The sequence below is a fragment of the Pyxidicoccus fallax genome (assembly GCF_012933655.1).
In the GTDB taxonomy this organism is placed as follows: domain Bacteria; phylum Myxococcota; class Myxococcia; order Myxococcales; family Myxococcaceae; genus Myxococcus; species Myxococcus fallax.
Window position 1 is genome coordinate 1 of the sequence record NZ_JABBJJ010000338.1, and the last position, 13,356, is coordinate 13,356.

A 13,356-nucleotide genomic window follows, 5' to 3' on the forward strand; every position below is an offset into this window, starting at 1 on the left:
CCCTCGGGGCGGGCGGGCGGCGGCGTCAGGGGGCCGTCGCCGTGAGTGGCGGCCAGGGCGGCCTCCATCTCGTTGACCTCGTCGGTCGGGCTCTCCACCTCGATGTCGAGGTGCTTGTAGTTCGGCAGGCCCGTGCCGGCGGGGATGAGCCGGCCCATGATGACGTTCTCCTTGAGGCCGCGCAGGTAGTCCACCTTGCCGTTGATGGCGGCCTCGGTGAGCACCTTGGTGGTCTCCTGGAAGGAGGACGCCGAGATGAACGACTCGGTGGAGAGCGACGCCTTGGTGATGCCGAGCAGCAGCGGCTCGCCGACGGCGGGACGCTTGTTCTCGGACATGACCTTCTCGTTCTCCTCCTCGAACACCCACTTCTCGACCTGCTCGTCGACGAGGAAGTTGGTGTCGCCCACATCGGTGACGCGCACCCGGCGCAGCATCTGCCGGACGATGGTCTCGATGTGCTTGTCGTTGATCTTCACGCCCTGCAGTCGGTAGACCTCCTGCACCTCGTCCACCAGGTAGCGGGCCAGCTCCTTCTCGCCCAGCACCTTGAGGATGTCGTGCGGGTTGGCCGCGCCGTCCATCATCGCCTCGCCGGCCTTCACGCGGTCGCCGGAGTGGACGCTGATGTTCTTGCCCTTGGAGATGAGGTACTCCTTGGCCAGGTCGGTGCGCTGCTCGCCGTTCACCTCGGGGGTGATGATGAGCTTGCGCTTGCCCTTGGTGTCCTTGCCGAACGACACCACGCCGTCGATTTCGGCAATCGCCGCCGCGTCCTTCGGCTTGCGCGCCTCGAAGAGCTCGGCCACGCGGGGCAGACCGCCCGTGATGTCCTTGGTCTTCGTCGTCTCGCGCGGCACCTTGGCGATGACCTCGCCCGGGTGGATCTCATCGCCGTCGTTGACGGTGATGATGGAGCCCTGGGGCAGGAAGTAGCTCGCCGGGTTGCGGGAGCTGGGCAGGTCCTTCACGTTGCCATTGGCGTCGCGGATGGTGACGCGCGGACGCGCCTCCGGGTCCTTCGACTCGATGACCGTCTTACGGGACAGACCGGTCACCTCGTCCAGCGTCTCGGACATCGTCACGCCTTCGATGATGTCCTCGTAGCGCACGACACCGCCGACCTCGGTGAGCAGCGGAATGGCGAACGGGTCCCACTCGGCCAGCAGGGTGCCCGCCTCGATGCGCTGCCCCTCCTTCACGAGGATGCGCGCGCCGTAGATGACCTGGTAGCGCTCGCGCTCGCGGCCCGAGTCGTCCACCACGACGAGCTCGCCGTTGCGGTTCATGGCCACCAGCGTGCCGTCCGTCTTCTGCACGGTGATGAGGCCCGCGAACTTCACGGCGCCGGCGTACCGGTTCTCCAGGCTGGACTGCTCCGCGCGCCGCGTCGCCGCACCACCGATGTGGAAGGTGCGCATCGTGAGCTGGGTACCCGGCTCGCCGATGGACTGCGCCGCGATGACGCCGACCGCCTCACCCACGGACACCTTGCGGCCGCGGGCCAGGTCACGGCCGTAGCACTCCACGCAGATGCCGCGCTTGGCCTGGCACGTGAGCACCGAGCGGATCTTCACCTTGTCCAGGCCGCTGTTCTCGATGCGGCGGACGCGGTCCTCGTCGATCTCCTCGTTGGCGCGCACCAGCACCTCGCCCGTGACGGGGTCGAGGATGTCGTCCAGGGCCACGCGGCCCAGGATGCGCTCGCCGAGCGGCTCGATGATCTCGCCGCCCTCCACCAGGGCGCCGATGAACAGGCCGTCCATGGTGCCGCAGTCGTACTCGTTGATGATGGCGTCCTGCGCCACGTCCACGAGACGGCGGGTGAGGTAACCGGAGTTGGCCGTCTTGAGCGCCGTGTCCGCGAGGCCCTTACGAGCGCCGTGCGTGGAGATGAAGTACTGCAGCACGGAGAGGCCTTCACGGAAGTTGGCCGTGATGGGCGTCTCGATGATTTCGCCGGAGGGCTTCGCCATCAGGCCGCGCATACCCGCCAGCTGACGGATCTGCTGGGCGCTACCACGCGCGCCCGAGTCGGCCATGATGTAGATGGGGTTGAACGAAGGCTGCTTGCGCGTCTCGCGCTTGCCGTCGTTCTCCCGCGACGTCTCCTCCTGGGAGATCTGCTGCATCATCTCCTGGGCGACCTTCTCGGTGACCTCCGCCCAGATGTCGATGACCTTGTTGTAGCGCTCGCCGTCGGTGATGAGACCCTCGAGGTACTGGTTCTCGATCTCCGAGACCTCCTTGCGCGCGTAGTCCAGGAACTCCTGCTTCTTCGCAGGGATGATCATGTCCTTGAGCGCGATGGAGATACCGGCGCGGGTGGCGTTGTAGTAGCCGAGGCTGCGGACGCGGTCGGCCAGCAGCACCGTCTCCTTCTCGCCGGTGAGGCGGTAGCAGAGGTCGATGAGGCCGCCGAGCGACTTCTTGTCGAGCACCTTGTTGATGGCGTCGAAGCCCACCTTGCGCGGCACCACCTCCCACAGGAGGACGCGGCCGACGGTGGTCTCCTTCCGCTTGCCGTCGATGCGGCAGACGACCTTCGCCTGCAGGTGCACCTCGCCGTGGTCGTACGCGGCGCGCACCTCGTCCGGGGACGAGAACACGCGGCCCTCGCCGTTGGCGAACTCACGGGCGCGGGTCATGTAGTAGATGCCGAGCACCATGTCCTGCGTCGGGACGATGATGGGCTTGCCGTTCGCGGGGCTGAGGATGTTGTTGGTGGACATCATCAGCACGCGGGCCTCCATCTGAGCCTCGATGGAGAGCGGCACGTGCACGGCCATCTGGTCGCCGTCGAAGTCCGCGTTGAAGGCGGCGCACACCAGCGGGTGGAGCTGGATGGCCTTGCCCTCAATCAGCACGGGCTCGAAGGCCTGCATGCCGAGGCGGTGCAGCGTGGGCGCGCGGTTGAGGAGCACCGGGTGCTCGCGGATGACGTCCTCGAGGATGTCCCAGACCTCGGGACGCTCCTTCTCCACCATCTTCTTCGCGGACTTGATGGTGGTGACGTACCCCTTCTCCTCGAGCTTGTTGTAGATGAACGGCTTGAACAGCTCGAGCGCCATGATCTTCGGCAGGCCGCACTGGTGCAGGCGCAGCTCGGGGCCCACCACGATGACGGAGCGGCCCGAGTAGTCCACGCGCTTGCCGAGCAGGTTCTGGCGGAACCGGCCCTGCTTGCCCTTGAGCATGTCGGAGAGCGACTTCAGCGGCCGCTTGTTGGGGCCGGTGATGGTCTTCCCGCGGCGGCCGTTGTCGAACAGCGCGTCCACGGCCTCCTGCAGCATCCGCTTCTCGTTGCGGATGATGATGTCCGGAGCGTTGAGCTCCTGCAGGCGCTTGAGGCGGTTGTTGCGGTTGATGACGCGGCGGTACAGGTCGTTCAGGTCGGAGGTCGCGAAGCGGCCGCCGTCCAGCGGAACCAGGGGACGCAGGTCCGGCGGAATCACCGGAATCACGTCCAGCATCATCCACTCCGGCTTGTTGCCGGACACGCGGAACGCCTCGGCCACCTTCAGGCGCTTGGCGTACTTCTTCCGCTTGGCCTCGCTGGAGGTCTCCCGCATGTCCTTGCGGAGCTCCTCGGACAGCTTCTCCACGTCCAGCGCCTTGAGCATCTCGCGGACGGCCTCGCCGCCCATGCCCGCGGTGAACGAGTCCTCACCGTGCTCCTGGAAGAGCCGGTGCATCTTCTCCTCGCTGATGAGCTCGCCCTTCTGCAGGGGCGTCGCCTTCGGGTCGAGGACGATGTAGCTCTCGCAGTAGAGGACCTTCTCCAGCTCCTTCAGGGTGATGTCGAGCAGGTTGCCGATGCGGCTCGGCAGCGACTTGAGGAACCAGATGTGGGCCACGGGCGTGGCCAGGGTGATGTGGCCCAGGCGCTCACGGCGCACCTTGGACTGGATGACCTCCACGCCGCACTTCTCGCACACCACGCCACGGTGCTTCATGCGCTTGTACTTGCCGCAGTTGCACTCGTAGTCCTTCACCGGGCCGAAGATGCGGGCGCAGAACAGGCCGTCCCGCTCGGGCTTGAAGGTACGGTAGTTGATGGTCTCCGGCTTCTTCACCTCGCCGTGCGACCACTGGCGGATCTTGTCGGGCGACGCCAGCGCGATGCGAATGGCGTTGAACGACAGCGGGTCCTTCGGCTTCTCGAAGAAGTTGAAAATGTCCTTCACGTTGCCTCCGAAATCTCGTTAGGCGCCTCACGTGGAGGTCGCCAGCTGATTCGGGCCCCCGCCCCGACCCGGCCGCGCCCTCCCCTGCTCCGCGAGCAGGAGAGGCGGGCGGCCGGTCAGGCGGGCGCTCCGGCTAAATCAGGCCTCGGTCCCGGTCTTGCTGCGCTCCTCGCCGTCACCACCGCCGAGGAAGTCGCCTCCGAAGCTGCGCTGCCGCTCCGGCGGAGCGCTCTCCAGCAGCTCCACGTCGAGCGCCAGGGACTGGAGCTCCTTGAGGAGCACGTTGAACGACTCGGGCAGGCCGCTCTCGAGGACGTTGTCGCCCTTGACGATGGCCTCGTACATGCGCGTGCGGCCCACCACGTCGTCCGACTTGACGGTGAGGAACTCCTGCAGCGTGTACGCCGCGCCGTAGGCCTCCATCGCCCACACTTCCATCTCGCCCAGACGCTGGCCGCCGAACTGGGCCTTGCCGCCCAGGGGCTGCTGCGTGACGAGCGAGTAGGGCCCGATGGAGCGGGCGTGGATCTTCTCGTCCACCAGGTGGTGCAGCTTCAGCATGTACATGACGCCCACGGTGACGTTCTGGTCGAACGGCTCACCGGTGCGGCCGTCGAAGAGCACCATCTGACCCGTGCGAGGCAGGTGGCCCTCGTCGAGCAGCTTGTGGATCTCCGTCTCCTGGGCGCCGTCGAACACCGGCGTGGCGACGTGGATGCCCCGCTTCGAGCGGCGGCACAGCTGGACCACTTCCTCGTCGCTGAGGCCGTCGAGGAACTCGCCGAACTTCGGGTCGTCGTAGATGACCTTGAGGCGCTCCTTGATGGCCGCGGCGCTCCAGTTCTCCTCCACGTACTTCTGCAGCGCCTCGCCGGTGCCCTTGGCCGCCCAGCCCAGGTGCGTCTCGAGGATCTGCCCGATGTTCATGCGGCTGGGCACGCCGAGCGGGTTGAGGACGATGTCCACCGGACGCCCGTCCTCCAGGTACGGCATGTCCTCCTCGGGGAGGATGCGGGACACGACGCCCTTGTTTCCGTGGCGGCCGGCCATCTTGTCGCCCACGGCCAGCTTGCGCTTGATGGCGACGTACACCTTCACCATCTTGATGACGCCCGGCGGCAGCTCGTCGCCCTTCTTGATGCGGGCGATCTTCTCGCCGAAGGCCAGCTTCACGGCCTCCTTCGTCTCCTCCAGGTTGCGGAGGATGTCGCGCAGGCGGGTGTCGAGCGGGTCACCGACGGAGATCTCCCCCCAGTACTTGAAGGGCACCGTCGCCAGCAGCTCGTCGCTGACGATGTCGCCCTTCTTCAGGAGGATCTTCCCCTTGTCGTCCACCAGCTTGCCCTGGATCTCCTTGCCGCGCAGCAGCGCGCGGATGCGGCCGAAGGCGCTGTCCTGGAGGACCTTGATCTCGTCGTTCTGGTCCTTGAGGAGCTTGGCCTCCTCCATCGACTCGATCTGCTTGGCGCGCTCGTCCTTCTCCACGCCCTTGCGGCTGAACACCTTGGCGTTGATGACGGTGCCCACCACGCCCGGCGGCACGCGCAGCGAGCTGTCACGCACGTCGCCGGCCTTCTCGCCGAAGATGGCGCGCAGCAGCTTCTCTTCCGGAGACAGCTGCGTCTCGCCCTTCGGGGTGATCTTGCCCACCAGCACGTCGCCGGGCTTCACCTCGGCGCCGATGCGGATGATGCCGCTCTCGTCCAGGTCCTTGAGGGCCTCCTCACCCACGTTCGGGATGTCGCGGGTGATCTCCTCCTTGCCCAGCTTGGTGTCGCGCGCGATGCACTCGAACTCCTCGATGTGGATCGACGTGAAGACGTCGTCCTTGAGGATGCGCTCGCTGATGAGGATGGAGTCCTCGAAGTTGTAGCCCTGCCACGGCATGAACGCGACGACCACGTTCTGCCCCAGCGCCAGCTCACCCGTCTCGGTGGCCGGGCCGTCGGCGATGACGTCGCCCTTCCTCACCTTGTCGCCCTTGCTGACGATGGGCTTCTGGTTGAGGCAGGTGTTCTGGTTGGAGCGCTGGTACTTGAGGAGGTTGTAGATGTCGACCTCGCTCGTGACGTCGCTCAGGTTGGGCGGCACGTCCGCCTTCACCACGATGCGGCCGGCGTCCACGCTCTCCACCACGCCGTCGCGGCGGGCCACGCACGTCACGCCCGAGTCGCGCGCGACGATGGCCTCGATGCCCGTGCCCACGAGCGGAGCCGCCGTGCGCAGCAGGGGCACCGCCTGGCGCTGCATGTTGGAGCCCATGAGCGCGCGGTTCGCGTCGTCGTTCTCGAGGAACGGGATGAGCGACGCGGCCACCGACACCAGCTGGTTCGGGGACACGTCCATCAGGTCCACGTCCTCGGCGCGCGCCTGGACGAACTCACCACCGCGGCGGCTGGACACCAGCGCGTTGGCGAACTTGCCCTTCTTGTCCGTCTCCGCGTTCGCCTGGGCGATGGTGTGCTTCTCCTCCTCCAGCGCCGAGTAGAAGGCCACGTCCGTGGTCACCACGCCCGCTTCCACCTTGCGGTACGGCGTCTCCACGAAGCCGAACTCGTTGACGCGGGCGTACGTGGACAGCGACGCGATGAGGCCGATGTTCGGGCCTTCCGGCGTCTCGATGGGGCAGATGCGGCCGTAGTGCGTCGGGTGCACGTCGCGCACCTCGAAGCCCGCGCGCTCACGCGTGAGGCCGCCGGGCCCGAGGGCGGACAGACGACGCTTGTGCGTCACCTCGGACAGGGGGTTCGTCTGGTCCATGAACTGCGACAGCTGGCTGGACCCGAAGAACTCCTTGATGACCGCCGTGACGGGCTTGGCGTTGATGAGGTCGTGCGGCATGAGCGTCTCGATCTCCTGGAGGCTCATGCGCTCCTTGATCGCCCGCTCCATGCGCACCAGACCGATGCGGTACTGGTTCTCCAGCAGCTCGCCCACCGCGCGCACGCGGCGGTTGCCCAGGTGGTCGATGTCGTCGATGGCACCCTTGCCGTTCTTCAGGTCGATCAGGTAGCGGATCACCTCGAGGATGTCCCGCTTGGTCAGGATCTGACCGTCGAGCGGCTCCTCGAGGCCGAACTTGAAGTTCAGCTTGAGGCGGCCGACCTTGGACAGGTCGTAGCGCTCGGGGTTGAAGAACAGGTTGGTGAAGAGGTTGATCGCCGTCTCGGGCGTCGGAGGGTCACCGGGGCGCAGGCGCCGGTAGATCTCCATGATGGCCTGCTCGGGCGTCTCGATCTTGTCCAGCATCAACGTCTCACGCAGGTACGGCCCCACGTTGAGGTTGTCGATGAAGAGGACCTTGAACTCCTTGATGTTGTTCTTGAGGAGCTCGTCGACCTTCTCCTGGCTGACTTCCTCGTTGCACTCGAGGAGCACCACGCCGGTGTTCTCGTCCACCACGTCGTAGGCGGACACCTTGGTGAAGAGCTCGTCCGCGTCGATGGGGAGCGTCTTCATCTTCGCCGCTTCGAGCTTCTTGATGGCGGCGCGGGTGAACTTGCGGTTCTTCTTGACGATGAGCTCGCCCGTCTTCGTCTTGATGTCGCGGGTGGCGCGCTGCCCGGGGAGCAGCTCCAGCTCGACGCTCTTCTCGAAGTCGGTGCCACTCTGGAGGTAGATGGTCTCCGTGGCGTAGTAGTAGTTGAGGATTTCCTCGGTGGAGCCCTTGAACTCCAGCGGGTTCTTCTTCGCGGTGTCGCCGACGGCGCCCAGCGCGCGGATGAGCACGGTGGCCGGCAGCTTGCGGCGCCGGTCGATGCGCACGTACAGCAGGTCCTTGTGGTCGAACTCGAAGTCGATCCACGAACCGCGGTAGGGAATGATGCGGGCGTTGTAGAGCAGCTTGCCAGACGAGTGGCTCTTACCCTTGTCGTGGTCGAAGAAGGCGCCCGGGCTGCGGTGCAGCTGGCTCACCACGACACGCTCGGTGCCGTTGATGATGAAGGTGCCGTTCTGGGTCATCAGCGGGATTTCGCCGAAGTAGACCTCCTGCTCCTTCACGTCACGGATGGACTGCGCGCCCGTCTCCTCGTCCTTGTCCCAGACGACCAGGCGCACGACGACCTTGATGGGCGCCGAGTAGGTCATGCCACGCTGGTGGCACTCATCGACGTCGTACTTCGGCTTCTCCAGGTGATAGCTGACGAACTCCAGCGAGGAGGTCTCGTTGAAGTCGCGAATCGGGAAAACGGACTTGAAGACACCCTGAAGCCCGATGTCCTCACGCTTCTCCGGGGCGATGTCGGCCTGGAGGAACTTCTCGTAGGACTGCTTCTGGATGTTGATAAGATTGGGAATGTCGATGATCTTCGCGATCTTCGCGAAGGTCTTCCGCACGCGGAAATTGTTCTGGATCTGCGTCGGCATTCTGGCTCCGGGGACGACTGCTCGGGCGGGCAAACATCAGTAACGCGCGGCGGCGCCGGGAAATTTGTAACTGTCAAATGGGCAAAGCCGGCACCCCCTCGCTGGGAGCGCCGGCCTGCTCATCCGGTCAGGAGGCTGCCTGAAAATTCCCGGAAAACCGGGCAGCCCCTGTGGGAACTACTTGATGTCGACGGTGGCGCCAGCCGCGGTGAGCTGGTCCTTGATCTTCTTGGCGTCGTCCTTGTTGACGCCCTCCTTGACCGTCTTGGGCGCGCCCTCGACCAGGTCCTTGGCCTCCTTCAGGCCCAGGCCGGTGATGGCGCGGATCTCCTTGATGACGTTGATCTTGTTGGCGCCGGCGTTGGCCAGCACCACCGTGAACTCCGTCTTCTCCTCGACGGGAGCGGCGGCGGCGCCACCGGTGGCCGGGCCAGCGGCCACGGCGACGGCGGCGGCGGAAACGCCCCACTTGTTCTCGAGCTGCTTCACCAGCTCCGCCGCCTCCATGACGGTCAGCGAGGAGAGCTGGTCAACGATCGCATTCAGGTCAGCCATTGAACTGTGTCCTTCTGGTTTCGACTAACGGCCACCTTTCCCGAAGGAGAGGTACGGCCGAAGGGGTATTGGGAGGAATACTTCTCGGATGAATCAGGGAAACTAACCCTGGGGCTTGTCCACGTGGGCCTGCAGCACCCGCGCGAGCTGCGACCCGGGGGCCGCGATGGTCCGGACCAGCTTGCCTGCCGGCTGGTTCAGCATGCCCAGCAGCTGCGCGCGCAGCTCCGGCAGACCCGGCATCTTCGCCAGGGCCTTCACGCCGTTGACGTCGACCTTCTTCCCGTCGACAACGGCGGTGCGGATCTTGATCTTGTCCTCGAGGTCCTTCGCGAACTCGGTCAGGATCTTCGCCGGGGCCACCACATCGCCGTAGCTGATGCACAGGGCCACGGGGCCCGTGAAGTCATCGGCGATGACCGACACGGACGTGCCCTGCGCCGCACGGCGCGCCAGCGTGTTCTTGATGACCTTGTACTCGACGCCGCCCTCGCGGAACTTCTTGCGGAGCTTCGTCACCGTCTCCACATCCACCTTGGAGAACTCGGCGACGATGGCCGTCTTGGTCCGCGAGAACTTCTCGTGGAGCTCCTTGATCATCTCTTCCTTCTCGCTCTTCAGCACTTTGACTCACCTCCTTACTGGCCCGTCCTCGCGGACGGGCGTGATGCCTGGGCCAAAGTGGCAGAGCGAGAGGAGCCTCCGAGAGGCACCACACCGCACCCTCAGTCTCGGCAGGGCTGACCTTACGGTCGTTTGAACCCGGGGTGGAAAGAACGCGCCCGACCGGTTGCCCGGTTCCCAACGGGAGACGTCCCACCGCCCCTGGTCCCTGCTGTCATGAACCAGGTCGGAAACACCGCGTCTCGCGACGTGGCGCTCCAATTGCAAAAGCCGGGGGCCTATACCCCCGGCTTCAGCAAAGATCCAGAACTTTCGAACTTGTGACGTCGGGCAGACGGCGCGGCTGACAACCCCGTTGGGGGTGCCACACCCGCCTGCCCTCCAGGCCGCCTAGCGGTGGCGGGCCAGGATTTCCGTGGTGTCGAGCTTGATGCCCGGCCCCATGGTCGTCGAGATGGCGATGCCCTGCAGGTAGACGCCCTTGGCGGTGGCCGGCTTGAGCTTCATCACCAGGTCCACCAGCGCGTTGAAGTTGGCCTCGAGCTTGTCCTGGGCGAAGGAGGCCTTGCCCATCTTCGCGTGGACGATACCGGCCTTCTCGGCGCGGAAGTCGACCTTACCGCCCTTGGCGTCGCGAACGGCCTTGGCGACGTCCATGGTGACGGTGCCCACCTTCGGGTTGGGCATGAGGCCGCGGGGGCCGAGCACCTTACCGAGGCGACCGACGACACCCATCATGTCCGGGGTGGCGATGACGGTGTCGAAGTCGAGGAAGCCCTCCTCGATGCGCTTCTGGAGGTCCTCGGCGCCGACGATGTCCGCGCCAGCGTTGCCGGCCTCGGTCGCGCGCTCACCCTTGGCGAACACGGCCACGCGCACGGTGGCGCCGGTGCCGTGCGGGAGCACCACGGCGCCACGGACCATCTGGTCCGCGTGCTTCGGGTCCACGCCCAGGTTGATGGCCACGTCCACGGTCTGGTCGTACTTCGTGCCGCGGGTCTCCACGGTCTTCTTCAGGAGCGCGAAGCCCTCGGAGATCGGGTAGCGCTTCTCACGGTCCACCAGCGCGGCGGCCGCACGGAACTTCTTCCCATTCTGAGCCATGACAGAAATCCTTGTCGTGAGTGGGTGGGGCGGCGGCCTAGCCGACGACGTCGATGCCCATGGAGCGCGCGGTGCCGGCAATGGTGTTCATGCAGGCCTCGAGCGACGCGGCGGTGGTGTCCTGAATCTTCTTCTTGGCGATCTCCTCGAGCTGCTTGCGGGTGATCTGCCCCACCTTCTCCTTGCCCGGCTTCTTCGCGCCCGAACCCTTCTTCTTCTCGGTGTGCAGACCCGCGGCCTTCTTGATGAGGATGGCCGCCGGAGGCGTCTTCAGGATGAAGGTGAAGGAGCGGTCCTGATACACGGTGATGATCACCGGGATGATCAGGCCTTCCTTGGCCTCGGCCTGCGTCTTGGCGTTGAACTGCTTGCAGAACTCCATGATGTTCACGCCCTGCTGACCGAGCGCGGGGCCGATCGGCGGGGCGGGGTTCGCCTTACCGGCGGGAATCTGCAGCTTGACCTGTCCTGTGACCTTCTTCATCGGCTGACGACTGCCTTTCGAGGGGGTGGTACCGACGGGCCGCCAGACGGGGAGGCCCTCCCACCCATGGGTCCGCGCCCTTCACGGACGCGGAAAAGCGGGCGTGCGGGCCCGTCAGGCGGGCACGCACGAACAACACACGAACTAGCCGGTGGTCTTCTCCACCTGCATGAAGTCCAGCTCCACGGGGGTGGCGCGACCGAAGATGCTCACGAGCACCTTCACGCGACCCTTCTCCGCGTTGACCTCCTCCACGGTGCCGTTGAAGTTGGCGAACGGGCCGTCGATGACGCGCACCGTGTCGCCCTCGTCGAACTGCACCTTGGGCTTCGGCTTGAGCGTGCCCTCGGAGATCTGCGACGTGAGCCGGGCCACCTCCTGGTCGGAGATGGGCAGCGGATTCTGGTTCTGCGCCGTACCCGGGAAGCCGGTAATCTTCGGCGTGTTCTTCACCAGGTGGAGCGTCCGGTCATTCAGCTCCATCTGCACGAAGATGTAGCCGGGGAAGAACTTGCGGCGAGACGTCTTCTTCTCGCCCTTCACCATCTCGACGACCTGCTCCATGGGAATCAGGATTTCGCCGAACTGGTCCTGAAGGCCCTCGAGACGAATCTTCTCTTCCAGGCTCTTCTTCGCCTGGTTCTCGAAGTTCGAGTAGGTGTGGACCACGTACCATTTCATCGCCATTACAGCTTCCCCCACACGGCGGGCAGCCAATCCACCATCAAGCTGTAGGCGATGGTGTCGATGAAGAAGAGCACCACGGCGGCGACGAGCGAGGCGACGACCACGGCCATGGTCGATGCCCGGGTCTCCGTCCAGGTGGGCCAGGTGACCTTCATCAGCTCGGAGGCCACGTCGAGCGACAGCGCATGGGTGCGCGGGTGGAAGTACGCGCCCACGGCGACGCCCACGGCCAGCAGGTAGCCAACCAGCGTGGACACCTTCCAGTCCAGGCCCTCAAGGAGGATGGGGTCTCCCCAGCCGAACCGAGCCCACAGCAACCCGAAGACGCGCTCCAGGAAGAGGGCCAGGATGATGCCGGCGAGGAGATAGAAGATGACCACGAGCCGCTTCGGGTCCATCACCGAGCGGTTAGCCTGCTGGCTGGCTTCTGATGCCGTCGCCATGGTGCCTCACGGGGTACTACGGATGCGAAGAAAGTGGGACTGCGAAAACACAGGAACCCCCGGTACCTCCAGGTACCGGGGGCCCCGCTCCCACTGAGAGTTGGCAGGCCAGGAGGGATTCGAACCCCCAACACGCGGATTTGGAGACCGCTGCTCTACCGTTGGAGCTACTGGCCTAAAACCTTCCCTGGAACTACCGACCTAGACCTTACCTTCCTTGTGGTCCTGATGCTTGCGGCAACGAGGGCAGAACTTGCTCAGCTCGAGCTTGTCCTGGCTCTTCCGCTTGTTCTTCGTGGTCGTGTAGTTCCGCTCCTTGCACACAGTGCACTCGAGCGAAATGATGGAACGATTGCCCTTCGGCATGGCTTACCTCACCAGACACATGAAGGGAAGGCTACCACGGAGGCGCCCTCCCCTCGAAATCCGGCATGTGGTGCCCGGCAGCCCTGAGGCCGCCCAGGCATGTTACTCGATGATCTCGGCGACGACGCCGGCGCCCACGGTACGACCACCCTCGCGGACGGCGAAGCGCAGCTCCTTCTCCATGGCCACCGGAGTAATGAGCTCCACCTCGATGGCGATGTTATCGCCCGGCATCACCATTTCGACGTTGTCCGGCAGCTTCACCGTGCCCGTCACGTCCGTCGTGCGGAAGTAGAACTGCGGCCGGTAGCCCTTGAAGAACGGGGTGTGACGGCCACCCTCTTCCTTCGACAGGACGTAGATCTGCGCCTTGAACTTGGTGTGCGGCGTGATGCTGCCCGGCTTGGCCAGCACCTGGCCACGCTCCAGGTCCTCACGCTTCAGGCCGCGCAGCAGCGCGCCGATGTTGTCGCCCGCCATGCCCTCGTCCAGCAGCTTGCGGAACATCTCCACGCCCGTGATGACCGTCTTCTGCGTG

10 protein-coding genes and 1 tRNA gene are annotated in these 13,356 nt (G+C 65.3%); all 11 read right to left on the reverse strand.

All coding sequences use genetic code 11. The annotated features are described in order from the left end of the window. On the reverse strand, positions 1-4,187 hold a 4,187-nt coding region (gene rpoC / locus HG543_RS43275; protein WP_169350803.1), incomplete at its 3' end, for a DNA-directed RNA polymerase subunit beta'. 138 nt (positions 4,188-4,325) lie between these two features. Next, positions 4,326-8,555, reverse strand: a complete 4,230-nt coding sequence (rpoB, locus tag HG543_RS43280; protein ID WP_169350804.1) for a DNA-directed RNA polymerase subunit beta — start codon at positions 8,553-8,555, stop codon at positions 4,326-4,328. A 177-nt stretch (positions 8,556-8,732) separates the two neighbouring features. Next, the gene (rplL, locus tag HG543_RS43285) at positions 8,733-9,110 is read right to left on the reverse strand and encodes a 50S ribosomal protein L7/L12 (RefSeq protein WP_169350805.1); all 378 of its coding nucleotides are present in this window, start codon (positions 9,108-9,110) and stop codon (positions 8,733-8,735) included. 102 nt (positions 9,111-9,212) lie between these two features. Beyond that, a complete protein-coding gene (gene rplJ / locus HG543_RS43290; protein WP_169350806.1) occupies positions 9,213-9,734 on the reverse strand; it encodes a 50S ribosomal protein L10 in 522 nt (173 codons plus the stop codon). Positions 9,735-10,124: 390 nt separating this feature from the next. Further along, entirely contained in the window at positions 10,125-10,838 is a 714-nt protein-coding gene (gene rplA, locus HG543_RS43295; RefSeq protein WP_169350807.1) for a 50S ribosomal protein L1, read from the reverse strand. A gap of 37 nt (positions 10,839-10,875) precedes the next feature. Beyond that, on the reverse strand, positions 10,876-11,322 hold the full coding sequence (gene rplK, locus HG543_RS43300; protein WP_044186078.1) for a 50S ribosomal protein L11: 447 nt from the start codon (positions 11,320-11,322) through the stop codon (positions 10,876-10,878). 144 nt (positions 11,323-11,466) lie between these two features. Further along, positions 11,467-12,009 carry a transcription termination/antitermination protein NusG gene (gene nusG / locus HG543_RS43305; protein ID WP_169350808.1) on the reverse strand — a complete coding sequence of 181 codons (543 nt, stop codon included), beginning with the start codon at positions 12,007-12,009 and terminating at the stop codon, positions 11,467-11,469. After that, positions 12,009-12,452: a preprotein translocase subunit SecE gene (secE, locus tag HG543_RS43310; RefSeq protein ID WP_169350809.1), complete on the reverse strand. Its 444-nt coding sequence runs from the start codon at positions 12,450-12,452 to the stop codon at positions 12,009-12,011. The genes nusG and secE overlap by 1 nt, the downstream gene beginning before the upstream one ends. A gap of 101 nt (positions 12,453-12,553) precedes the next feature. Beyond that, positions 12,554-12,629 (reverse strand) — tRNA-Trp (locus HG543_RS43315). Between the two features lie 24 nt (positions 12,630-12,653). Then, a complete protein-coding gene (gene rpmG / locus HG543_RS43320) occupies positions 12,654-12,818 on the reverse strand; it encodes a 50S ribosomal protein L33 (RefSeq protein WP_011553120.1) in 165 nt (54 codons plus the stop codon). 102 nt (positions 12,819-12,920) lie between these two features. Then, a partial coding sequence (locus tag HG543_RS43325; protein WP_343073521.1) for an EF-Tu C-terminal domain-related protein occupies positions 12,921-13,356 on the reverse strand: 436 nt, incomplete at its 5' end.